This is a genomic window from Pseudomonas sp. ef1 (assembly GCF_007293365.2).
GTDB lineage: Bacteria > Pseudomonadota > Gammaproteobacteria > Pseudomonadales > Pseudomonadaceae > Aquipseudomonas > Aquipseudomonas siliginis.
In genome coordinates, this window is record NZ_CM129815.1 from 815,120 (window position 1) to 837,447 (window position 22,328).

Consider the following 22,328-nt stretch of genomic DNA (forward strand, 5'->3'; position numbering starts at 1 on the left):
TCTGACAGCGCTTTCCTCAAAGCGTGTAAGGAAAGCGGCGCAAGTCATGACCAAGGGGTCGCTGTTTGAAAAAACGTCTGTTCGTCACGGGCCTCAGCGGCTTCGTGGGACAACACATTCAGTCTCGTCTGGCTTCGCCGGGATCGTCGTGGGCGCTGCTGCCTGCCGCATCGGCCTACGACCTTACGAACGCCGACAGCCTCATCGACCTTTGGCCCGAGATGCCGGATGCAGTCATTCATCTGGCCGGACAGACCTTCGTGCCGGAAGCCTTTCGTGACCCGGCCCGCACCTTCGATATCAATCTTTTCGGCACCCTCAACCTGCTGCAGGCGCTCAAGGCTCGCGGCTTTTCCGGCACTTTTCTGTACGTCAGCTCCGGCGACGTCTACGGGCAAGTCGCCGAAGAGTACCTGCCGATCACCGAGCAACAACCGCCGCTGCCGCGCAATCCTTACGCGGTGAGCAAACTTTCAGCGGAGTTCCTCAGTTTGCAATGGGGCCTGAGTGAAGGCTGGCCGGTGCTGGTGGCGCGTCCGTTCAACCACATCGGCACCGGGCAGAAAGACAGCTTCGTGATCGCCAGTGCCGCCCGGCAGATCTGCCGCATCAAACAGAGCCTGCAAGCACCGCAACTGCAAGTCGGCGATATCGACGTGACCCGCGATTTCCTCGATGTCGGCGATGTGATTCGCGCGTACTTCGCATTGCTGGAAAACGGCATACCGGGGCAGGTCTACAACATCTGCTCGGGCCGCGAGCAAAGCATTCGCAGCCTGATCGAGCAATTGGCCGATCTGGCCGAAGTCGACGTTGAACTGGTGCCGGATCCGGCGCGCATGCGTCGCGCCGACCAGCGCCGCGTCTGCGGCAGCCACGCAAAACTGGCCAACGCCACAGGATGGGCGCCAGCCACCACCACACAACAATCCCTGCGGGCGATCCTGTCCGACTGGGAGATGCGAGTACGACAAGAATGACAAAAAGTGCACTGATTACCGGGATCACGGGCCAGGATGGCGCCTATCTGGCCAAACTGCTGCTGGACAAGGGTTACAAGGTTCACGGCCTCGTTGCTCGACGCAGCAGCGATTCACGCTGGCGCCTGCGCGAGATGGGTGTCGAAGCCGACATTGTCTACCTCGACGGCGACATGGCCGATGCCTGCTCGGTGCAGCGTGCGGTAATCAAATCGGCACCGGACGAAGTCTACAACCTCGCCGCACAGAGTTTTGTCGCCGCCTCCTGGGATCAACCGGTGACCACCGGCATCGTCGATGGGCTGGGCGTGACGCACCTGCTCGAAGCGATTCGCCAGTTCAGCCCGCACACGCGCTTCTATCAGGCCTCGACCAGCGAAATGTTCGGCCTGATCCAGGCAGAGCAGCAGGACGAAAACACCCCGTTCTATCCACGCAGCCCTTACGGGGTGGCCAAGCTCTACGGCCACTGGATCACCGTCAACTACCGCGAAAGCTTCAACCTGCACGCCAGCAGCGGCATCCTCTTCAACCATGAATCACCGTTGCGCGGTATTGAGTTCGTCACACGCAAAGTCACCGACGCCGCCGCGCGCATCAAGCAGGGCAAACAGCACGAGTTGGCGCTGGGCAACATTGACGCCAAGCGCGATTGGGGTTTTGCCGGCGATTACGTCGAAGCCATGTGGTTGATGCTGCAACAGGACAAACCCGACGACTTCGTGGTCGCCACGGGCGTCACCACCACCGTGCGCGAGATGTGCCGCATTGCCTTCGATCACGTCGGCCTGAACTACCGCGATTACGTGAAGATCGACCCGGCGTTCTTCCGCCCGGCCGAAGTCGAAGTGCTGCTCGGCAACCCGGCCAAGGCCCAGCGTGTGCTGGGCTGGAAACCGAAAACCGACCTGGACAGCCTGATCCGCATGATGATGGATGCGGACATGAAACGCGTCGCCAAGGAGTAGGCCATGCTCATTCCCGTGATTCTGTCCGGCGGTGCCGGCACCCGTTTGTGGCCGGTGTCCCGCGAGGGCCACCCCAAGCCGTTCATGACCCTGCCCGACGGCCAGTCGCTGCTGGGCAAGACCTACCAACGTGCGGCGGCGTTGCTGGACGGCTGGGGCGACATCGTCACCGTGACCAACCGCGAGTATTACTTCCAGAGCAAGGATCACTACTGCGCGGCTCAGGTGTCGCGCCATCGCGGGCACTTTCTGCTGGAGCCGAGCGGGCGCAATACCGCACCGGCGATCGCAGCGGCAGCACTGTCATTGCAGGCGCTGCATGGTGACGACGCGGTCATGGTGGTGATGCCGGCCGATCACTTGATCGTCAATCAGGACGCCCTGAAGAGTGCGGTCGAGCACGCAGTGAATCTGGCGAAGGACGGTTATCTGGTGACCTTCGGCGTGGTCCCGACCGCCCCGGAAACCGGCTTCGGCTACATCGAAACCGGTGCGCCACTGGACGCCAAGGGTGCGGCCAAGGTGCAGCGCTTCGTCGAGAAACCCGACTTGCAGACCGCCACGCATTACCTGGAGAGCGGCAACTTCCTGTGGAATTCGGGGATGTTCTGCTTCACCACCGCGACGCTCATTGCCGAACTGCAACTGCACGCACCCGAGTTGCTGGAACAGACCCGCGCCTGCATGGCCGCCAGTGCACCGGTCGAAACGGTCGGCTGCCTGCAACAGGAGCTGTCACCGACGCTGTTTGCCGAAATCACCGACATCTCCATCGACTACGCGCTGATGGAGCGCTCGGAAAAAGTAGTGGTGGTACCTGCCGGTTTCGATTGGAGCGACATCGGTTCGTGGAACGCGGTCGCCGCGCTGACTCCCGCCGATGCCAACAACAACCGCGCCAGCGGCGAAGCGATCTTCATCGACAGCCACAACAACTTCGTACAGAGCGAAGGCCGGCTGGTGGCCACTGTCGGGGTGGATAATCTCATCGTTGTAGATACTGCAGATGCGGTGCTAGTGGCCCATGCCGACCGTGCGCAGGATGTGCGCCGCGTGGCGAAGCAGCTCAAGGACAAGTCCCACGAAGCCTATCGCCTGCATCGTACGGTCAGCCGTCCCTGGGGCACCTACACCGTTCTGGAGGAAGGTCCGCGCTTCAAGATCAAGCGCATCGTGGTCAAACCCGGTGGCAAGTTGTCACTGCAAATGCACCATCACCGCAATGAACACTGGGTGGTGGTCGAAGGCATGGCCAAGGTCACCAACAACGGCTCTGGCACGACCCTGGTCGCCAAGAATGAATCGACGTTCATTGCCGCCGGCCACAAGCATCGCCTGGAGAACCCCGGGGTGATCGACCTGGTCATCATTGAGGTGCAAAGCGGCGAATACCTGGGCGAGGACGATATCGTTCGCTTTGAAGATCAATACGGCAGGACGGTTTGAATGTTGCTTTCCCTGTACCGCTCGCTGCGCAGCTACCGTGGATTCATCCTCGGCAGCGTGCAGCGAGAATTTCAAGCGCGTTATCGCAATTCGCTGTTCGGCGCGCTATGGCCGATTTTCAATCCGCTGTCGATGATCATCGTTTACACGGTGATTTTTTCGCACATCATGCGCGCCCGTTTGCCCGGGGTAGCTGACGGCATGGCATACAGCATCTACCTGTGCGCCGGCCTGTTGGCCTGGGGGCTGTTTTCCGAAATCACCCTGCGCAGCCAGAACATGTTTCTCGACAACGCCAACCTGCTGAAGAAAATCAGCTTCCCGCGAATTTGCCTGCCGGTGATTGTGTTGATCAACGCCGGGATCAACTTCGCGATCATCATCAGCCTGTTTCTCGGGTTTCTGCTGATCACCGGGCGCTGGCCGGGAATAGCTTTGCTGGCACTGATTCCGCTGATTGCTCTGCAAATGATGTTCTGCGCCGGGCTGGGTATGGTCCTCGGCGTTTTGAACGTGTTCTTTCGCGATGTCGGTCAACTGTTCGGCATCTGTCTGCAGTTCTGGTTCTGGCTGACGCCGATCGTCTACCCGATCACCATCTTGCCGGAGTGGCTGCAGAGTCTGCTGCGATTCAACCCTCTGACAAACCTGATTGCAAGCTATCAGAATGTCTTCCTTTACGGCCAGTGGCCAGCCTGGAGTTCACTATTGCCGGCATTCATGATCGGCGCGGTCTTCTGCGCAATCGGACTGCGCCTGTTCCGCCAGCGGGTCGGTGAAATGGTGGATGAACTCTGATGGGACATATCCGTGTTACCGGGCTGGGCAAAGCCTACAAACAATACCCCAGTCGCTGGAGTCGTCTGGCCGAATGGCTGATTCCCTTTTCCCGATTGCGGCACAACCGGCACTGGGTATTGAAGGACCTGACCTTCGAAATACCTGCGGGCCAGGCCGTGGGCATCGTCGGAGTCAATGGCGCAGGCAAGAGTACCCTGCTGAAGATGATTACCGGCACGTCCCGACAAACCTGCGGCACCATTGAGCTGACCGGCCGGGTCGCCGCATTGCTGGAACTGGGGATGGGCTTTCATCCTGACTTTACCGGCAGGCAAAACGCCGTGATGGCCGGGCAATTGCTCGGCATGCAACTTGAAGAAATCAACGCCTTGATGTCGCAAATCGAGAGCTTTGCGGAAATCGGCGAGGCGATCGATCAGCCGGTGCGTACATATTCCAGTGGGATGCAGATGCGTCTGGCGTTCAGCGTCGCCACCGCACGCCGCCCCGATATTCTGATCGTCGACGAAGCGTTGTCTGTCGGGGATGCGTATTTCCAGCACAAGAGCTTTGAGCGCATCCGCAGCTTTCGCGAGGCTGGCACAACCTTGCTGATCGTGTCCCACGACCGCTCGGCGATTCAGTCGATCTGCGATACCGCGATCTTGCTTGATGGTGGCCGTCTGGCCATGCACGACAGGCCTGAAGCCGTAATGGATTATTACAACGCTCTGCTCGCCGAGCGCGAGGGCCAGACAGTGCGCCAGGAAATGCTCAGTGGCGGCCACGTGCAGACCGTGTCGGGTACCGGTGAAGCCGGCATTGTGCGGGTGCGCCTGCTCGACGAATCCGAGCGCTTGATCGAGGCCGCCGAAGTCGGCCAGCCAGTCGTCCTGGCAGTGGACGTCGAGGTACGTCAGGACATCGAGAGGCTGGTGCTCGGTTTCATGATCAAGGATCGTCTCGGCCAGCCCATGTATGGGATCAATACCCATCGCCAGAACCAGGCGCTGGAAAATCTGCGCGCCGGTGAGCGCATCAACTATCGCTTCGCGTTTGTGATGGGCCTCGGAAAAGGCAACTATTCCGTAGCGCTGAGCCTGTCGAGGCTGGACTCGCATCTGGATCGAAACTTCGAATGGCGTGACTTCGGTCTGGTGTTTCATGTCATCAACAATCGACGCGAAGATTTCGTCGGCTGCTCATGGCTGAATGCGCAGACCACAATCAGCCGTCATACCGAAGTCGGCCACGTCGAGCACACCCCATGACCCGCCTGCTGGTCGAATGCACCCACGTATTCAAAAACCCCAAGGTCAATTCGGGGATCCAGCGCGTGGTGCGCAATGTCATCAAGCAGTTGCCCGCCAGCGCTGAAGGCGTCGAGTGCATGCCGGTGGTGGTGATCAATAGCCAGCTCTACCGCGTGCTGCAACTGGCGCCACTCGATACACCGTTCTGGAACAGCCTCGAAACCTTCGGTGAACGCCTGGAGCGCCTCGCCCACCGCTTCTGGCAATGGCACCAGCGCCGCGATGCGCTATGCACTTCGAAACTGGCGCGGCTGCTGCTGTATGTGGGCTATCGGTTGACCCAGTTTGCCGTGCTCGGCCTGCCGATTCGGCTGGTCCGGCGGATCAACCGCAAGCAGCTGCTCCAACGCTGTTCGCCACTGCAGCATCAGCCAGGCGATCAACTGATACTACTGGATTCATCCTGGCATTCGGACTTCTTCGCCCCTGTCGAGCAGCTCAAACGCGATGGCGTCGGCATGATCGCGGTGATCTATGACCTGATCCCGCTGACGCATCCGCAGTTTTACGACACACGGCTGGTCGAAGTTTTCAAAGAGTGGTTCGACTGGATCACCCGCACGGCCGATGGCTACATGGCGATATCCGCCACAGTGCGTGATCAGCTGCGTGACGAATTGCAGCGCAGAATCGGTGCCGAACAGACTGACAAGCGCTGGTTCGATTACTTCCATCTCGGTTCCGAGCTCGATCTGCAGCACAGCGAAGCCACGGTCGAACCGCGCCTGAGTGACCTGTTCACTGCGACCGAAGCAGTTTTTCTGATGGTCAGCACCATTGAGCCCCGTAAAAACCATGGGTACCTGCTCGACGCCTTCGAACTCGCCTGGGCTGCCGGTTCGACCGCACGCTTGTGCATCGCCGGGCGTATCGGCTGGAAATGCGACGCACTGCTCGAGCGGATTCGCAATCATCCGGAACTGAATCGGCGCCTGTTCATGTTCAATGACCTGAGCGACACCAGCCTGGAATACGCATACGCGCAGGCCAGTGCGCTGGTCTTTCCCTCATTCGTCGAGGGCTTTGGCCTGCCGTTGGTGGAAGCCATGCAGCGCGGTTTGCCGGCGATGGGCAGCGACATCGCGGTATTCCGCGAAATCGGTGGCGAGTTCATGGCTTATTTCGATCTGCAGAATCCACAAAGCCTTGCCGATCTGATCGAAACCTATCAGCGCAGCGGACAGTTTCCCGCCGCCCGCGACGTCGCTGGCTGGCGCTGGATTGGCTGGCGTGAGGCCAGCGAGCAATTGGCGACGCGCAGCCTTGACCATGTTCAGCAGGCGCCGCGCGTGCAAGCGAGGTCGCATGCGCATTGCCCTTAACGCCCGCATCCTGCAGGCGCCGCGCACCGGCATCGGCCACTACGTCGCCGAACTGGTCAACGCCTTGCGCAGCGAACCTGATGTGGACGTAAGCCTGTTTCATGGCTGGGGCTGGAGTTCGGCCCTGCCGGACGCGGCCATGCCCGGCTACTCGCGCATGACGCCATTGCTGCGAAAAATTCCCGGGGCCTATCAGGCACGCCGCTGGCTGGAGCAGAAACGTTTCGATCAGGGGCGTGCGCAAGGGCTCGATCTTTATCACGAGCCGAGCCTGTGGCCGCTGGCCTTCGACGGTCCGACCGTGATCACCCTGCATGACCTGACGCACCTGCACTACCCTGATACCCAGCCGCCGGCACGTCTGAGGGAGATCGAGCGTCGTCTGGCCGCCGGTATGGAGCAGGCGCGGGTCATTCTGACCGATTCGCAGGCGATCGCTGACGAGGCGCAGGCCTACTTTAATCTCCCTGCGCAGCAATTCGTTGTGGCGCCGTTGGGTGTGTCCGAGCGCTTCCGTCCCCGGCCACTTGAGGAAATCGACAGTGTGCTCAAGGCTCACGCCGTCCAGGCACGGGAATATTTCCTCTGTGTCGGCACCCTCGAGCCGCGCAAGAACCTGAGCCTGGCGTTGCAGGCCCACGCCCTGCTGCCAGACGCCGTGCGCCAGCGCTTTCCCTTGTTGATTGCAGGCATGGCCGGATGGCAGCGCGAACAGTTCAACGAGCCACTGCGCCAGGCACTGGCCAGCGGCCACGTGTGCCTGCTCGGCTATCTGCCCGATGAGCAATTGGCGCAACTGCTGGCCGGCGCCCGGGCGCTGATATTTCCGTCGTTGTATGAGGGCTTTGGCTTGCCGGTGCTGGAAGCCATGGCCAGTGGCACGCCGGTGGTGACCACCCGTTCTTCGGCGATGCCGGAAGTGGCTGGCGCGGCTGGCAACTATATTGAAGCGGACGATGCCGAGGGTCTGCGTGATGCAATGGGCCGGTTGATCGACGACTCGCTGCATTGGCAGGCCTGCCGCGAAGCGGGATTGCAGCAGGCGGCACTTTTTTCCTGGCAACGTTGTGCACAGGCTACGGCTGGTGCCTACCGCCAGGCCATGGGAGGTTGAATGCGCGTTCTTCATTTCTTCAAGACGTACCTGCCCGATTCGGTCGGCGGCATCGAACAAGTCATCTTCCAGCTGTGCGAGAGCGGTGCCCAACACGGCATCGACGCGCAAGTGCTGACCTTGAGCACAGACCCGACACCGCCCGTGGTGCAACTGGGTCAGCACGAAATACATCGGGCGAAGCTGGATATCCAGTTCGCCTCGACCGGGTTTTCCTGGAGTGTGTTCAAGCAGTTCCGTGAGCTGGCCGCCGAAGCCGACGTGATCAACTATCACTTCCCCTGGCCGTTCATGGACCTGGTGCATTTCGCCAGCGCCATGAACAAGCCGAGCGTGGTCACCTATCACTCGGACATCATTCGCCAAAAGCATCTGCTCAAGCTCTATCGGCCACTGATGAATCGCTTCCTCGCCAGCGCCGACCGCATTGTTGCTGCATCGCCGAACTATCTGCACACCAGCGATGTGCTGCAGCAGTTTCAGGACAAGACCCGCGTTATCCCCTACGGCCTGAATAAAGCAGGTTATCCACAGCCCGATACCGAACGCATGAACCGCTGGCGCCAACAGCTTGGGGATAAGTTTTTTCTGTTCGTCGGGGTGATGCGTTATTACAAGGGCCTGCACATCCTGCTCGACGCGCTCAAAGACATTGATTATCCCGTGGTGATTGTCGGTGCCGGTCCGCTGGAGCAGGAACTGCACGCACAGGCCGCCGCGCTGGGCCTGCGCAATATTCACTTCCTCGGCCGTCTGAGCGACGAGGACAAAGTGGCGTTGCTGCAATTGAGCTACGCGATTGTCTTTCCTTCGCACCTGCGCTCGGAGGCTTTCGGTATTTCGTTGCTCGAAGGCGCGATGTACGGCAAACCGATGATCTCCAGCGAAATCGGCACCGGTACCAGTTTCATCAATATCCACAACGAAACCGGACTGGTGGTGCCGCCGAGCAATCCACAGGCTTTTCGGGAAGCCATGCGTACGCTATGGGACAACCCTGAGCGTGCCGCCGAGATGGGGACCAAAGCCGAAGCGCGCTATCGGCAGTTGTTCACCGCCGATGAGATGGGTCGCAAGTGGACAGAGCTGTATCAGGAACTGCTGGCTGAAAAGGCTCTGTCCTACGCTTGAAGGCGGGAGATCACGCCGTCTTCTGCAACCCGGCCACCGTGCGCGGCATAGCGACAAAACCCGGCAATGCTTCGATCCGTGCCAGCCAGGCGCGAACGTTGGCGTAGTCGTCCAGCGAGACATTGCCCTCCGGCGCATGGGCGATGTAACTGTAGGCAGACACGTCAGCGATGGTCGGTGCTTCGCCCGCCAGATACGCAGTTTTGCCCAACTCCAGTTCCATGACCTTGAGCAGGTTGTGCGCACGGCCAATGACTTCCTCGGCATTCAGTTGCGCACCAAACACCGTGATCAGGCGTGCCGCCGCCGGGCCAAAGGCAATCGGTCCCGCCGCTGCCGACAGCCAGCGCTGCACACGCGCTGCGCCCACCGGGTCGGCCGGCAGCCAGCGTCCGTTGCCATATTTCTGCGCCAGATAAACCAGAATCGCATTGGAATCGGCCAGCACCACGCCGTTGTCATCAATCGCCGGCACTTGGCCAAAACTGTTGATCGCCAAGTAATGCGGCTGCCTGTGCTCACCTTTGGCCAGATCGACGAAGATCAGCTCGGTCGGCAGTTGCAGCAGCGACAGCATCAACTCGACGCGGTGGGCGTGACCGGAACGGGGAAAGTTGTAGAGTTTGATCGCTTGCATGGTCGACTCCGCTGGAAAGTGACGTCGCTACGGGGATGAGCGCGCCGATGGAGTCATCATCTATGGGTTGCCGGAACAACAGAATAACCAGCCACTGCAATCGATTATTTCATCTCGTGCAATAACGCCGCAGCACTCAAGGCTGGATGCTCACGTAGCGCCTTCACGGCGAAGTCGACAAAACTGCGGATCCGCGCCGGTGCCTTGCGCCCGCCTTGATACACCACATGGATCGGCAACGGCGGCAATTCAAACTCGGCGAGGACGATTTCCAGCTCCCCCGCCGCGACTTTGTCCGCCACTTGATAGGACAGCACTCGCGTCAGGCCCAGGCCTTTGCGCGCAGCGGTGATCGCCGACTGATTGGCCGTGACGGTCAGGCGCGGTTCGGTGCGCACACTGAGTGCTTCACCGCCGTCGAGAAACGGCCAGTTGCGTTGCTGACCGATCGCCGACGTCGCCACCACCGGCAGCCCGGCCAAGGCCTGCGGATGCTCCGGGCGGCCATGTTCAGCCAGAAACCCCGGCGAAGCGCAGATTACCCGCCGCACTTCCCCAACGCGAATCGCATGCTGATTGCTGTCCGGCAGCTCACCGATGCGTACCGCGACATCAATGCCCTCCTCGACCATGTTGACGACCCGGTCCAGCAACAGCGCGTTGATCGACACATCCGGATAACGACAAAGGTAATCGGCCATCACTGGCGTCACGAACAGATCGCCAAACAGCACCGGCGCAGTAATCGTCAACTGCCCGCGCGGCAAGGCATGGCTGCCCGCCGCCGAATCCTCGGCCTCCTGCACCTCGGCAAGAATCCGCCGGCAGTCATCGAAATAACGCTGCCCGGCTTCGGTGAGATGCACGGTGCGCGTGGTACGCACCAGCAACTGCGTACCGATATGCTGCTCCAGCGCCGCTACGGCCCGGGTGACGCTCGCCGCCGACAGACCCAGACGCCGCGACGCCGCCGAAAAGCCTTGCTCCTGGGCGACGACAACGAAGATCTGCATTTCCTGAAAGCGGTCCATCGAATTCCTCCGGGCGGATACGACAATCGCAGCCGAGGCTGCGATTGTGGGAGAGCGTGGGTACTAACAACATAGTTTGACACAACCCCTCGCGTAAATCGGGGTCTGTAGGATGATTCGGGGTAAAGACAACAGCAACATAGATTGACCCAGATGGGCTGCGTTTGAAATACAGGGCCCGATTGCTCACAACATAGTTTGACACGAAGAGATAGAAATAAGCAGTCATGAAGGGAGAGCCCATAAGCTGCTGTCTTCAGCACAAGCTCAGTGCGATGTCTAAATCTGTGCGCAACCTACGGCCTGCCCCATAAGCACATAAACCGTGTTTTTGTCTCAAATAAGCAGTCGTGGGTGAAGGAAACATTCAACGTTGATCTGACCCAATCACCAGGTGCAAAACGGCCTTTACTATCTTGGATAACGGTCAATGCATAGACCAGGGCAGGGATAAGCCCTCGATCGGTGATGGCTTTTCGTTCGTCGGTGTCCACTACCAACCTGAATGGCGGTTCACAAAGCAAAGGAAAAATTCGCAGACTCAAGCTAACGAAGCATCACAGGGAAGTGGTGTCTGCGAAATCGATTCAAACCTGCCTCCTAATCCTGCATCAATTGCAGGTGGGACTGGCCCGAATATCTCCTATATTCACTATCTCGGAGGCCGAAGCGGTTCGGCACCCAGGAAGGAAATCTTCTCTATTCGCTCGTTCAGTCCAAAGGAAATGTGATGAGAGTAGCGATCTTGGATATCCAAAATTTTCGCGGTATCCGTGCAGGAAGCGTTCACTTTAAAGACCATCCTGTGCTGATCGGGGCTAACAATACCGGCAAAACTACGGTAATAGAGGCATTGACGCTTCTTCTAGGAAGGGAGCGGATGATCAGGGAACTCACCGAACATGACTTTTACGGTTCAGATCCCCAGCCTGCCGACCGAATAAAGCTTATAGCCACAATCACAGATTTTCCTTCCGAAGACCCTTATCAGAATACCGATTGGTTTAGAGACGGCAGAGGCGTGCCTAAATGGCTGGACGAAGCCAACGGTACGATCAGCGCGGTTCGCACCGAGGAGGCATCGAAGCTTTGCTGCCAAATCGGCGCTCAAGCTTATTTCGACCGCGACTCACTCTCGGTCGAGATGGTTCGTTACTTCCACGATCACGATAGCCCGATGGATCCCTTCGCCGACGACTCGCCCGTTGGCGTTCCTCCACGCTTGATAAAAGAGATTGGGTTTTATCTCGTACGAGCGAGCCGTACCTGGGACAAGGTTTTTTCATGGGGCAGTGAGCTATTCCGGCGCACGCTGCAAGCAGCCGCAGCCCAACCGTCCGAGGCGATTTTAGCTGAGCGCGATCGGCTCAGGCGCCCGGAAGCCCCCATCGAGAACGATGATCGAATTTCACCACTGATACAGAACGTCAACGCTGAGTTAGCGAGATGCATACCGAACGCGCCACATGTTCAACTTCGGGTGACGAGCACTGATAGCCGATCGCTTCTTGACTCTGTCGCTGCACATTTCGCTGTCGTCGGAGGTCTGGGCGTACCCGCCGCCAGACAGGGCAGCGGCTTGGTTTCTCTGCAAGGTTTGTTACTACTATTGGAACTAGGTCGAGGACGTGCAGCCGCAGGTGAAGGATTTCTAATGGCCTTGGAGGAGCCCGAGCTTCACCTGCCCCCAGCAGGTCAGCAACAGCTGGTACAACGAGTGCAAGCACTCTCGACCCAAACCTTCATTACTACGCATTCCCCATTGATTGCTGCGGTATCAGATCCAACCTCTGTATTGATTCTCCGAAATGTCGACGGCCATCTCTCGGCCCTTCCTTTTTTATCAGAGCCCTTGCTACCAAATGCCCAGAATTGGAAGAGGAAGTTTTTTCAGCAAAGTCGTGTGGACGTCCTGTCGGCTTTAATGCACCCGTGTGTATTGGTGCCTGAAGGCCGTGCTGATTTCTTGTTACTGAAAACGGTGCTACGACCCTTGATGTTGACCGAGGGTTGGTCCACGAGCATGCCATCTATGTTTGGACTGGAGGTCGGCGTCGTTCCAACTGAGGACGCCAAGGTGGTAGAGACGTTCCAGTTACTGTCAGCCACTCATCACAAGGTCTGCTGCCTGGTGGACGGCGACAGAGATGGTAAACGCTACATCACCAGCCTTCTGGCAGAACCCACTGCTCCCTCATCAATAATACGGTGGGCTGACGACGAGATGATCGAAGACGCCATCGGCTGGATTTTGGCTGCGGATGAAGTCGACGTTGTTGGGAGGCTTTCGGAGTTGACGGAGGTTGCCCCCTCGACTGTGTCCGACATCGTCACCCACTTAAAAAATAAAAAAGTGGACGTGATCTGCTACGAGTCGGTGGCAGACGCGATAGTTAACTCACCTCTCTGCCGTGCCAGAGCAGCAGAGTTGTTCAGCTGTTTGGCTATGGCGTGCGCGGGAACTGCTAGTGCACATTTCGTCGCCGACCCAGAGGGTGTCTGGGTATTCCAACCATGACAATTCAATCTTTCTCAGGCGCGGCAGGCTGTGGAAAAACTCATCAGTTGATGGCAAACCTAGCCACGAGATTAGAAAGACATCCTATACAGGCGTTTCAGAAAGTTTTGGCGTTAACCTTTATGCATGGGTCGCGCCGTCGCTTGGACGATCGGCTGGGCGGTGTTGCGCTCCTGCGCCGACAGTACGAGTGCACAACAATCGATGGATTCGCTTGGCGAATCGTCAGCAGATGGCAAGCACTAATAACCCAATTAGAGATGGGGCATCCAAGAGTCAATGATTATGAAGCGGTGTGTCAGGTCGCCGCGGACCTTCTTTCTCACGATATCGTTGTCCGCTGGATCGCAGCGACGTATCCCATTGTGGTCGTGGATGAAGCACAAGATCTCACGCCAAACCGACTGCGGATAGTGCAGGCAATGGCTCCCCATGTGGACCTTCTAATTGCTGCAGATGAGTTTCAATGTCTCATCGAGGAGCTACGTCCTAATCCAGCCTGCGATTGGTTAACTGCTGTTGGCCACGACGCACTTCTTCAGCAGCCTTGGCGCACCTCAGATCGTAATCTCCTTGCCGCCGCCGGTGCTATCCGATCAGCACAGGCTCCAGCATCAAATGGGCTCTTTAAGATTTTCCACACACCCACACCAGCTCTCGCCGCTTCTTACGTTTCTAATGGCATTGGTTGGAATAGAGGGGGGAATCGGGTCGCGATTATCACCCCAACAATGGGGCAATTTGCCCACGGCATCCTCACGTGGGTCGCCACCCGAACAACAGGCAGAGGAAACGGCCCCTACAACATAATTCTGGAAGAGTCAGAGACCAAGCTTGCCGACACATTCGTTGACGATCTGGCTTTGCCGGACCAAGCCACATTGGCGGAAGCTTTCGCATTGATGGCGGAAAAACCTGCACCGATTGCTCAAGACTTCGTGCGTTGGCTAGAGAAACAGCGTCGGACTAAGGGAAGGACTCATGTCCTTCGCGAAGAAATGGAGGACACAATACGGCACTCATTTTCAAACCAACGACGTCTAAGCTCACGAGATGGGCCAGGTATTCGAGCGCTAACCGTTCATGGAGCAAAAAACAGAGAATTTGATCTAGTGATTGTGCTTTGGCCTGCGGCAATTCGTGGAAATGACGAGCAGCAGAGACGGCTACTTTACAATGCCGTTACCAGAGCAAAGCACCAGTGTCTGGTACTAGTACAACTTCCGAGAGCAATGACACTTCCTCCTTTCTCCGTTCGAGAGGAGTTAGCTTTAAACGAGAACTAGCCCCTAGCACTACGTAACTTTAGGTGAGGTTGAGACAAAACGATTAGCTGCTGCAATGTCAGCAGCACCTGGACGATTTTTATGAGTCGAGCTTTGAGGTATGTAAGCGTCCGGCGAACTCACCTTCCGAACTCCAGCATTAGGGGCGATGGTGTCCGCGTATTTTTAAGCGGACGCGATCCCCCTTATCGCCAGGATTTCCATGCGCCAACGAAGCTCTTATCCGAAACCGTTCAAAGCCCAGATCGTTCAGGAATGCCTGCAACCTGGCGCATCCATTTCCAGTGTCGCCATCAGCCACGGCATCGTATGCGTACGGCCAAGTCATCTACCCAGCCCTGCAAAGCCAAGACATGGTGTGCACTTACATTTAAGTGGGCACCAGTTCTAGCCTTTTAAGCGGGTATTTCATGCAGCCAACACGCCGTTCCTATTCCAAATCCTTCAAAGCTCAGGTCATTCAAGAGTGTGCCCAGCCCGGTGCTTCGATTGCCAGCATCGCACTCAGCCATAACCTCAACGCAAACCTCGTCCACAAATGGATTCGCCTGCAAGCGCAGAAAAGCACGGCGCTGCAACCTGCATTTATTCCGTTACCCGTGCCGCTGGCAGGGGCGAAATCCCACACATCATCATCGAATATTTGCGTTGAAATACAGCACCCGCGTGGCACCGTCACAGTGAACTGGCCCACTGAAAATGCTGCTGCCTGCGCGACCTTTCTTCGAGACCTTCTGCGATGATTCGCATCGACTCCATCTGGCTCGCCACCGAGCCGATGGACATGCGCGCTGGTACCGAAACGGCATTAGCCAAGGTGATTGCGGTGTTCGGTGCGGCGCAGCCGCACTGTGCTTATCTTTTCGCCAACCGCCGCGCCAATCGCATGAAAGTGCTGGTGCATGACGGCTTCGGCATATGGCTGGCGGCGCGCCGGTTGAGCCAGGGCAAGTTCCACTGGCCAAGCATTCGTCATGGCTCTGAAATGCAGTTGGACACCGAGCAACTCCAAGCCTTGGTATTGGGCCTGCCATGGCAACGAGCAGGTTCCGGCGGCTCGATCACACTGCTTTAACGGCTGCCATTAGCCTATCGGTCTATCGCCGCGAAGCGCCTGCTCTGGCAAAATTCGGCGCATGACTTCTTCTCCCAATCTCGACCAAATGACTCCCGACCAACTGCGTGCCTTAGCTGCGCAATTGCTCTCGCAAGTCGAAACAATGGGTAAGACGGTCGAAACCATGGGCAAGAAGATCAACCGCGATCAGACGGTGATCGAGAAGCTGACCTTCGAAATTGCGCAGCTCAAGCGCTTGAAATTTGCCAAGCGCAGCGAGCAGATGAATCCTGAGCAGGCCAGTTTGCTCGATGACCTGATCGATACAGATATCGCAGCGATTGAAGCAGAGCTTCAGGCCTTGCAAACAGTGCCAGCGGCGACCGAGAAAAAGCAGAAGCCCAAGCGCACTGCATTGCCGGCTGAGTTTCCACGCACACTGATCCATCACGAACCTGACAACACTCACTGCCCATGCGGCTGCGCGCTGAAACGCATCGGTGAAGATGTCAGTGAGAAGTTGGATTACACACCGGGCGTGTTCACCGTCGAGCGTCATGTACGTGGCAAATGGGTCTGCGATGACTGCGAAACGCTTATCCAGGCACCGGTTCCGGCTCAGATCATCGACAAGGGCATCCCAACCGCTGGGCTGCTGGCCCACGTCATGATTGCCAAGTTTGCTGACCATTTACCGCTTTACCGTCAGGAATCGATCTTCGGTCGAGCGGGCCTGGCGATTCCACGCTCAACCTTGGCCGAATGGGTTGGCGTGACTGGGGTTCAGTTGCAGCCGCTGGTCGATGCGCTGCGCGAAGTGGTACTCGGGCAGCAGATTATTCATGCCGATGAAACACCCGTGCAAATGCTCATGCCGGGAACAAAGAAAACCCACCGTTCCTATGTTTGGGCCTACGCCACCAGCCAGTTCTCGGATGTGGCAGCGGTGGTTTATGACTTCAGCCCCAGCCGTGCCGGAGAGCATGCTCGCAACTTCCTGCAAGGCTGGAGGGGCAAGCTGGTCTGTGACGATTTTGGCGGTTACAAAGCCAGCTTCGAACTCGGCGTGACCGAAATCGGCTGCATGGCCCATGCACGGCGCAAATTCTTCGAGCTGCACGCTACGAATAAAAGCACGCTTGCTGAGCAAGCCCTGCGCTATATCCAGTTGTTGTACGAAATCGAGAGCGAAGTCCGCGATCTGGAGCCGGATTTACGGCGGCGAATACGGAAAGAAAAAGCCGTCCCGGTAATGGACATGCTACATGTCTGGATGAGCGCCCAGCGCGACCTTGTGCCCGAAGGCTCAGCCATCAGCAAAGCACTCGATTACAGCCTGAAACGCTGGGCAGCGCTGTCGCGCTACCTCGATGACGGGGCTGTACCCATAGACAACAATTGGGCAGAGAACCAGATCCGACCATGGGCTCTTGGACGCAAGAACTGGCTCTTCGCAGGGTCGCTACGCAGCGGAAAACGGGCGGCGGCGATCATGAGTTTGATCCAGTCTGCGCGGCTCAACGGTCATGATCCGTATGCCTATTTGAAGGACGTGCTCACACGCCTGCCGACGCAGCGGGCGAGTGAAATCGATCATTTGCTGCCGCATATTTGGCAACCGGTCTAATTGCGTAAGACGTGATGCTCGGATGCAAACGTTCAGTTGCGCCCAGTAAGCAGCGATGATGTCATATTGGACAAGCACGCTTATCGTGAGAAATTGGAACAGCCTTACGAGGTTGTGCCCGATACAGTTACATCAGAGCTCTTCCTTTGCCTCGGCGAACTGGCGCACGGCGTCGACTACTTGCCGTGCTCCGCTCTGAATTTCCTCTATCACAAAGCCGGCTTGGCTGACCAAATCGACGCCTTGATCGACCTTTTGGCGACTAGCCTGCATGCTCTCCACAGCATCCTGCGCTAGTTCATGGTTGCGCTTCACAACATCGACGATTTCCACGGTGGCCTGCGCCGTGCGGGCTGCAAGGTTTCGTACTTCATCGGCGACCACCGCAAAACCTCGGCCTTGTTCACCCGCCCTTGCAGCTTCGATAGCAGCATTTAGAGCAAGTAGGTTGGTCTGCTCGGCGATACCTCGGATGGTCTGCACGATGCTGCGGATCATCTCTGACTGCTGATTGACTGCAGTGATGCCTTCAGCCGCTCGTGAGAGCTCGGCTGCTATGCCTTGTACCACCTCGACCGTTTCACTAATGACCTCGGCACCATGGCGAGCGCTTCTGTCCGTCTGCTGGGATATATTGTAGGCGAGCGTGGCTGCATCGGATTCTGCCTGCTGCTGGCGCACTTGGGACGTAATATCACGGGCAAACTTAACTACTTTGTAAAGCCGGCCACTGGCATCGAATACCGGGTTGTAGGTTGCGCTCAGCCAGACGGTATCGCCATGCCGGTTGAGTCGCTGGAAGCGTCCAGAGAAGAACTCACCACGGTTCAGTCGCTCCCAGAAATCGCGGTATTCAGGAGAGTCCGCTTCACCTCGTGTGCAGAACATGCGGTGGTGCTTTCCCCGAATCTCATCCAGGCGATAGCCCATGGCCTGCTCGAAGTTTTCGTTGGCGTCGAGAACCTCACCTTTCAAGTTAAAGGAAATCGCAGCCATCGAGCGACTGATGGCCTGAACCATGCTGCTCTGCTCCTGCTCACGGATCACCTGAGTAGTAATGTCGGTGGCCAGCTTCAGCACGCCTTCGACGCGACCATCGGCGCCTCGGATAGGGTTGTAGCTGGCTTCGAGCCAGACCTCCAGGCCTTGCTTATTACGCCTCAGGAAACGTTCACGTATGTACTCGCCACCAGCCAGGCGCTGCCAGAACTTACGATAGTCGGCACTCGCCTGGTAATCAGGAAAACAGAAAATACGATGGTGCTGTCCGACGATCTCCTCCAGTCGGTAGCCCATGGTGGTAAGAAGGTTCTCATTGGCACCTATGATGGTGCCATCGGGTTTAAATTCAATTGTTGCCGTCGAACGGTCAACGGCCACGGCCCTTGCTTCTGCGGCCTGAAGCTTTTGCAGAGCCTCAGCCAAGGTCTGCTTGATTGCCTTGTTGAACATTGATTAGCCTTAGAGTGAATTTTACTATCGGACGAATGAGGAGAAGCCGTAAATCCCAATTCGAATGTTTAACTGATGCTTAAATCAGGTGATGTAGCGGGTCTGCAAATTGCACCAGCAAGCACCAACTTGAATCTATGGCTTGTGCAGTATCACGCTAGAGTCTTGGTCGCGCTTAAGCTTTCCAGCATCCTCTCTGCGCTCATCGGCTTGCCCAGCAGGTAACCTTGCAAAATGTCGCAACCCAACTCGGTAAGCATCTGTTGTTGTTCAGCGGTTTCCACACCCTCTGCAACGATCCTCAGCCCCAGCGTTTTACCGAGCGCTACTATGGCCGAAACGATAGCCGCGTCATCGTTACACTTAGCCAGCTCGGTGATAAAACCTCGGTCGATCTTCAGTTCGTTGGCTGGTAGGCGCTTAAGATAAAGCAGGCTGGAATAACCGGTACCAAAGTCGTCGATGGAGATATTCACGCCCAATGCTGCCAATTGATCAAGAACAATCAAAGCAGCTTCAGCGTCCCGCATCGCCGTAGATTCGGTAACTTCCAGTGTCAGGAAACGGGGGGGCAGGCCACTGCTTTGCAGGGCATTGCGCACGACATCAACGAGCTTTGCATGGGCCAGTTGTACCGTCGAAATGTTGACCGCAATACTCCATTCGTCTTTACCTTCGCCTAACGCTTGCCATTCGGCCATCTGCCGGCACGCCTCATGGATTACCCAGCTACCGATTGGCACGATCAATCCAGTACGCTCTGCCAAGGGCAGGAAACGGACGGGCGGCACCAAGCCCAAACCTGGCTTGTTCCAACGCAGTAAAGCTTCAACGCCGATCATAGGGCCATTTGGGGCGAGCATCTTCGGCTGGAAGTGCAGGATAAATTCATTCCGATCCAGTGCGCACCGCAGATCCTGTTGCATTTCCAACTGCAGGTGAGCGTTAACGTTCATAGCTTTTTCAAAGAAGCAGTAGCCATCGCGGCCCTGCTCCTTGGCGTGGTACATAGCCGCATCGGCATTGACCATCAGCTCATGCTCGGTTAGGCCATTTTCTGGGAATATAGCGATACCGATGCTAGCGGACACATGCACTGTCTGCCGCCCAAGTACGTAAGGTAATCGAATATTTTCCACCAAGCGTTGCGCCAACATCGCAGCGTCTTCAGGTTCGCCGGGATCGATAAGCAGAACGAACTCGTCGCCTCCGAGGCGAGCCACCGTATCTTCGCCGCGTTTGGCGTCGTTGATTCGCTTTGCTACTTGCAGAAGCAACTGGTCGCCAGTGTGATGACCGTAAGTATCGTTAACAGCTTTGAAACCATCCAGATCCATGAAGAGTACGGCAAAGTGGCTCTTCTGCCTGATGGCTTTATGAATCGCTTGCTGAAGACGGTCGTTTAGGAGGATACGGTTAGGGAGGCGAGTAAGATTGTCGTGAAGAGCTAGCTGCACCAGTTCACTGTTTGCGAGGTCAAGGGAGCTGGCAAGTATGCTGGTGCGGACGTCAAGCATTGATACGATCAAGGCAATAGCGCAGACAGCCAGCGTGATCAGAATCACCAAAACCATTAGCAAGTTGCTATCAATGCCTGCATTGACCGCTCCGCACACGCTCCCGATAGGAAATTGGGCAGCCGCCATTCCGGTATAGTGCATTCCAACAATGGCACACCCCATAATTAACGAGGCGCCGATGCGTGTACGATTGATGTACTGACCTTCGCCACGCAGGCGGAAAGCGATCCACAAAGCCACGCCCGAAGCAAGGATAGCAATCAGCACCGATAGCGCGAACAACGACGGAACGTATTCCACTACAGGATTCATCAGCAGCGCCGCCATTCCAACGTAGTGCATGGATGCAATTCCGATACCCATGAGCACCGCACCAAGCAGCAAACGCGGCAGTGGCATTTCCGTCTGGCATGCTAGCCACAAAGCAAAGGCGGAGGAGGCGATGGCGATCAACAACGATAAGCCAGTCAGCGTCAGGTCGTAACCCAGCTCGATGGGCAGTTGGAAGGCCAACATGCCAATAAAATGCATCGACCAGAGGCCCGTGCCCATGGCGGAAGATCCACCGGCAAGCCAAAGTGCCGATGCTTTGCCTTCGGTACGGGTGACTCGACCAGTCATGTCCAGCGCGGTATAAGACGCCAGGATCGCTACGGCGAAGGAAAACAGCACATACACGCTGTTATAGCTGCTTACTAGCATTGAAACCTTGAAGGTTGAATTTGGCTCCTCTGGGCCATCGGCGGCACGAGCAGTTTCTGAAGAGTACGCTTCATCCTATCGTCAAAAATTTTACAAAAAAAAGCGTCATGCCAGCCTTGCGACTTCCACGGGCACGCTTACGGCTGAATGCGATGCTGGCAATTGTAGTGCCGTGCTGGGCACCCATATTGAATGACCTGGGCTTTGAAGGCCTTGGAATAGGAACCGAGTGTTGGCTGCATGAAATACCCGTTTAAAAGGCTAGATCTGGTGCTCACTTAAATTTGAGTGCACACGATGTCTTGGCTTTGCGGGGCTGGGTAGATGACATGGCCGGACGGTTACTGAGGTATCTCAAATTCGTCTGCCTTAGTCCACCGAACTCCGAGTCCGCGAACCAGATAGCGGTTCGTTCTAGAAAAATCAGATGCCTCTGAAAAGTCACCCTGTCTGAATGAAATCATTCTCAGATCGTACAATCGAGTAATGGCATCCGCGATGTGGTGTCTCTTAACACCGGTAATCAGCGCTAACCGGTCATAGGACAGCATAGCGATGCCACCTCGATTTGAGTCCCTGTACGCAAGTAAAGCTACGTACACCTTTAATGCCGACAATGACGCTCTGCTGAAGTTGAACTCAGTAAGCATGAGAATTTTCGCTCCAGACGAGCCATCGTAAAGCCAGCGTTTCGGGATCTTCGCCCAGCTTTTACTTTCAAGCCAGCCGCAAATCAGGATGCTCGACCCCTTCCTGAGGGCCTGTGCTTTTCGCTGAATAAGCCCCTCTACTTCTAGTCGCGTCAACGCCTTCGCAACAGTTGGCCGAGACAAGCCAGTGAGCCGAATCAGCTCCTCATAAGTCACGCTCGCATTTCCAGTTATGAAATCTGCTCGACAGCACAGCGCTAGGTAAAGCTTGAGCGAGGAAATGCATGCGTTTCTTGCGGACTTATCCTCCTTCAACCACATCGACTTTACCGAATAGGACTCATCCGCAAAGTTGACTAGCTCGCCTGCACGTATCCAATCGACAGGCATTTTGGCCCATTCAGACACGGGACGACCCATTTCGACTTCGCTCATTTCGACCTCCACGCATGCATCAGCAAACCAGCACTCAGAAACAAGATACAGCACAACGCTAGCTTCAACGGATCAGCCGAGAGCGCTCTATCAATCACAAACAGGACGGAATTCATTGCCTGGAACCTCAAAAAAAATGGCTACAGGAGAAACGTTATCGCCAAGCGCAGCTGCTATCTAGATAGGGGCGCCCATCAAAATCTTCATAACTATCTGTTAAATATGAAGATACTGGCAAAATTATTAGTTAATTTGAGATAAGCTTGAGACGCGGTTTTTTGCCTGTTTTTTGATCAATTTGAACTCAATTTTAAATTCCAATGCGCTCCAGCACGTCCTATCGAACGAGCACATGTGCA

General features: G+C 56.7%; 20 protein-coding genes and 1 pseudogene. 14 read left to right on the plus strand and 7 right to left on the minus strand.

The features are described 5' to 3' along the window. Nucleotides 1-65: 65 nt before the first annotated feature. The 8 genes from FEE99_RS03885 to FEE99_RS03920 are packed head-to-tail and all read left to right on the plus strand — an operon-like array spanning nt 66 to nt 9,054. The gene (locus tag FEE99_RS03885; protein WP_041476548.1) at nt 66-980 is read left to right on the plus strand and encodes a GDP-mannose 4,6-dehydratase; all 915 of its coding nucleotides are present in this window, start codon (nt 66-68) and stop codon (nt 978-980) included. Beyond that, nucleotides 977-1,948, plus strand: a complete 972-nt coding sequence (gene gmd, locus FEE99_RS03890) for a GDP-mannose 4,6-dehydratase (protein WP_041476547.1) — start codon at nt 977-979, stop codon at nt 1,946-1,948. Before FEE99_RS03885 ends, gmd begins: the two co-directional genes overlap by 4 nt. 3 nt (nt 1,949-1,951) lie before the next feature. Then, nucleotides 1,952-3,394: a mannose-1-phosphate guanylyltransferase/mannose-6-phosphate isomerase gene (locus FEE99_RS03895; protein ID WP_041476546.1), complete on the plus strand. Its 1,443-nt coding sequence runs from the start codon at nt 1,952-1,954 to the stop codon at nt 3,392-3,394. Next, entirely contained in the window at nt 3,395-4,192 is a 798-nt protein-coding gene (locus FEE99_RS03900) for an ABC transporter permease (RefSeq protein WP_041476545.1), read from the plus strand. It begins immediately after the preceding gene. Beyond that, on the plus strand, nt 4,192-5,445 hold the full coding sequence (locus FEE99_RS03905) for an ABC transporter ATP-binding protein (RefSeq protein ID WP_041476544.1): 1,254 nt from the start codon (nt 4,192-4,194) through the stop codon (nt 5,443-5,445). Before FEE99_RS03900 ends, FEE99_RS03905 begins: the two co-directional genes overlap by 1 nt. Beyond that, entirely contained in the window at nt 5,442-6,809 is a 1,368-nt protein-coding gene (locus FEE99_RS03910) for a glycosyltransferase family 4 protein (protein WP_041476543.1), read from the plus strand. The genes FEE99_RS03905 and FEE99_RS03910 overlap by 4 nt, the downstream gene beginning before the upstream one ends. Then, the gene (locus FEE99_RS03915; protein ID WP_041476542.1) at nt 6,793-7,923 is read left to right on the plus strand and encodes a glycosyltransferase family 4 protein; all 1,131 of its coding nucleotides are present in this window, start codon (nt 6,793-6,795) and stop codon (nt 7,921-7,923) included. Before FEE99_RS03910 ends, FEE99_RS03915 begins: the two co-directional genes overlap by 17 nt. Continuing rightward, nucleotides 7,924-9,054 carry a glycosyltransferase family 4 protein gene (locus FEE99_RS03920; RefSeq protein ID WP_041476541.1) on the plus strand — a complete coding sequence of 377 codons (1,131 nt, stop codon included), beginning with the start codon at nt 7,924-7,926 and terminating at the stop codon, nt 9,052-9,054. 10 nt (nt 9,055-9,064) lie between these two features. Here the strand turns inward: FEE99_RS03920 and FEE99_RS03925 are convergent, their stop codons facing one another. From FEE99_RS03925 to FEE99_RS03935, 3 genes are all read right to left on the minus strand, one after another. Further along, complete coding sequence (locus FEE99_RS03925) at nt 9,065-9,691, minus strand: glutathione S-transferase family protein (RefSeq protein ID WP_041476540.1); 627 nt, start codon at nt 9,689-9,691, stop codon at nt 9,065-9,067. Between the two features lie 104 nt (nt 9,692-9,795). Then, the gene (locus FEE99_RS03930) at nt 9,796-10,722 is read right to left on the minus strand and encodes a LysR family transcriptional regulator (protein WP_041476539.1); all 927 of its coding nucleotides are present in this window, start codon (nt 10,720-10,722) and stop codon (nt 9,796-9,798) included. Nucleotides 10,723-11,018: 296 nt separating this feature from the next. Beyond that, nucleotides 11,019-11,216 (minus strand): DUF6957 family protein, encoded by a 198-nt coding sequence (locus tag FEE99_RS03935; RefSeq protein ID WP_371103848.1) that lies wholly within the window; start codon nt 11,214-11,216, stop codon nt 11,019-11,021. A gap of 236 nt (nt 11,217-11,452) precedes the next feature. On the opposite strand from FEE99_RS03935, the gene FEE99_RS03940 reads away from it, so the two are divergent. The 6 genes from FEE99_RS03940 to tnpC all read left to right on the plus strand — a co-directional run bounded on the left by FEE99_RS03940 (nt 11,453) and on the right by tnpC (nt 17,210). Continuing rightward, complete coding sequence (locus tag FEE99_RS03940; RefSeq protein ID WP_041476538.1) at nt 11,453-13,240, plus strand: ATP-dependent nuclease; 1,788 nt, start codon at nt 11,453-11,455, stop codon at nt 13,238-13,240. Next, nucleotides 13,237-14,526: an ATP-binding domain-containing protein gene (locus FEE99_RS03945; RefSeq protein WP_032873353.1), complete on the plus strand. Its 1,290-nt coding sequence runs from the start codon at nt 13,237-13,239 to the stop codon at nt 14,524-14,526. The genes FEE99_RS03940 and FEE99_RS03945 overlap by 4 nt, the downstream gene beginning before the upstream one ends. Nucleotides 14,527-14,728: 202 nt before the next feature. Next, nucleotides 14,729-14,917 carry a transposase gene (locus tag FEE99_RS03950; protein ID WP_082817310.1) on the plus strand — a complete coding sequence of 63 codons (189 nt, stop codon included), beginning with the start codon at nt 14,729-14,731 and terminating at the stop codon, nt 14,915-14,917. A 19-nt stretch (nt 14,918-14,936) separates the two neighbouring features. After that, entirely contained in the window at nt 14,937-15,269 is a 333-nt protein-coding gene (gene tnpA / locus FEE99_RS03955; protein ID WP_009682494.1) for an IS66-like element accessory protein TnpA, read from the plus strand. After that, nucleotides 15,266-15,601: an IS66 family insertion sequence element accessory protein TnpB gene (gene tnpB, locus FEE99_RS03960; RefSeq protein ID WP_009682493.1), complete on the plus strand. Its 336-nt coding sequence runs from the start codon at nt 15,266-15,268 to the stop codon at nt 15,599-15,601. Before tnpA ends, tnpB begins: the two co-directional genes overlap by 4 nt. A 61-nt stretch (nt 15,602-15,662) precedes the next feature. Beyond that, the gene (gene tnpC / locus FEE99_RS03965) at nt 15,663-17,210 is read left to right on the plus strand and encodes an IS66 family transposase (RefSeq protein ID WP_034128274.1); all 1,548 of its coding nucleotides are present in this window, start codon (nt 15,663-15,665) and stop codon (nt 17,208-17,210) included. Nucleotides 17,211-17,342: 132 nt separating this feature from the next. On the opposite strand, the gene FEE99_RS03970 is transcribed toward tnpC, so the two are convergent. From FEE99_RS03970 to FEE99_RS03985, 4 genes and pseudogenes are all read right to left on the minus strand, one after another. After that, nucleotides 17,343-17,891 (minus strand): methyl-accepting chemotaxis protein, encoded by a 549-nt coding sequence (locus FEE99_RS03970; RefSeq protein ID WP_237143822.1) that lies wholly within the window; start codon nt 17,889-17,891, stop codon nt 17,343-17,345. A gap of 42 nt (nt 17,892-17,933) precedes the next feature. Continuing rightward, nucleotides 17,934-18,662: pseudogene (locus tag FEE99_RS03975) on the minus strand (PAS domain-containing protein); the annotation flags it as partial. Nucleotides 18,663-18,814: 152 nt separating this feature from the next. Continuing rightward, on the minus strand, nt 18,815-20,884 hold the full coding sequence (locus FEE99_RS03980; RefSeq protein WP_143979135.1) for a putative bifunctional diguanylate cyclase/phosphodiesterase: 2,070 nt from the start codon (nt 20,882-20,884) through the stop codon (nt 18,815-18,817). Between the two features lie 341 nt (nt 20,885-21,225). Next, nucleotides 21,226-21,969 (minus strand): MarR family transcriptional regulator, encoded by a 744-nt coding sequence (locus FEE99_RS03985; protein ID WP_143978987.1) that lies wholly within the window; start codon nt 21,967-21,969, stop codon nt 21,226-21,228. Between the last annotated feature and the right edge of the window lie 359 nt (nt 21,970-22,328).

Bases quoted from the DNA above. Each gene is read 5' to 3' on its own strand.
- gmd (WP_041476547.1), top strand. From the start codon at position 977: ATGACAAAAAGTGCACTGATTACCGGGATCACGGGCCAGGATGGCGCC.
- FEE99_RS03895 (WP_041476546.1), top strand. From the start codon at position 1,952: ATGCTCATTCCCGTGATTCTGTCCGGCGGTGCCGGCACCCGTTTGTGG.
- FEE99_RS03900 (WP_041476545.1), top strand. From the start codon at position 3,395: ATGTTGCTTTCCCTGTACCGCTCGCTGCGCAGCTACCGTGGATTCATC.
- FEE99_RS03905 (WP_041476544.1), top strand. From the start codon at position 4,192: ATGGGACATATCCGTGTTACCGGGCTGGGCAAAGCCTACAAACAATAC.
- FEE99_RS03910 (WP_041476543.1), top strand. From the start codon at position 5,442: ATGACCCGCCTGCTGGTCGAATGCACCCACGTATTCAAAAACCCCAAG.
- FEE99_RS03915 (WP_041476542.1), top strand. From the start codon at position 6,793: ATGCGCATTGCCCTTAACGCCCGCATCCTGCAGGCGCCGCGCACCGGC.
- FEE99_RS03920 (WP_041476541.1), top strand. From the start codon at position 7,924: ATGCGCGTTCTTCATTTCTTCAAGACGTACCTGCCCGATTCGGTCGGC.
- FEE99_RS03925 (WP_041476540.1), bottom strand. From the start codon at position 9,691: ATGCAAGCGATCAAACTCTACAACTTTCCCCGTTCCGGTCACGCCCAC.
- FEE99_RS03930 (WP_041476539.1), bottom strand. From the start codon at position 10,722: ATGGACCGCTTTCAGGAAATGCAGATCTTCGTTGTCGTCGCCCAGGAG.
- FEE99_RS03940 (WP_041476538.1), top strand. From the start codon at position 11,453: ATGAGAGTAGCGATCTTGGATATCCAAAATTTTCGCGGTATCCGTGCA.
- FEE99_RS03945 (WP_032873353.1), top strand. From the start codon at position 13,237: ATGACAATTCAATCTTTCTCAGGCGCGGCAGGCTGTGGAAAAACTCAT.
- FEE99_RS03950 (WP_082817310.1), top strand. From the start codon at position 14,729: ATGCGCCAACGAAGCTCTTATCCGAAACCGTTCAAAGCCCAGATCGTT.
- tnpA (WP_009682494.1), top strand. From the start codon at position 14,937: ATGCAGCCAACACGCCGTTCCTATTCCAAATCCTTCAAAGCTCAGGTC.
- tnpB (WP_009682493.1), top strand. From the start codon at position 15,266: ATGATTCGCATCGACTCCATCTGGCTCGCCACCGAGCCGATGGACATG.
- tnpC (WP_034128274.1), top strand. From the start codon at position 15,663: ATGACTTCTTCTCCCAATCTCGACCAAATGACTCCCGACCAACTGCGT.
- FEE99_RS03980 (WP_143979135.1), bottom strand. From the start codon at position 20,884: ATGCTAGTAAGCAGCTATAACAGCGTGTATGTGCTGTTTTCCTTCGCC.
- FEE99_RS03985 (WP_143978987.1), bottom strand. From the start codon at position 21,969: ATGAGCGAAGTCGAAATGGGTCGTCCCGTGTCTGAATGGGCCAAAATG.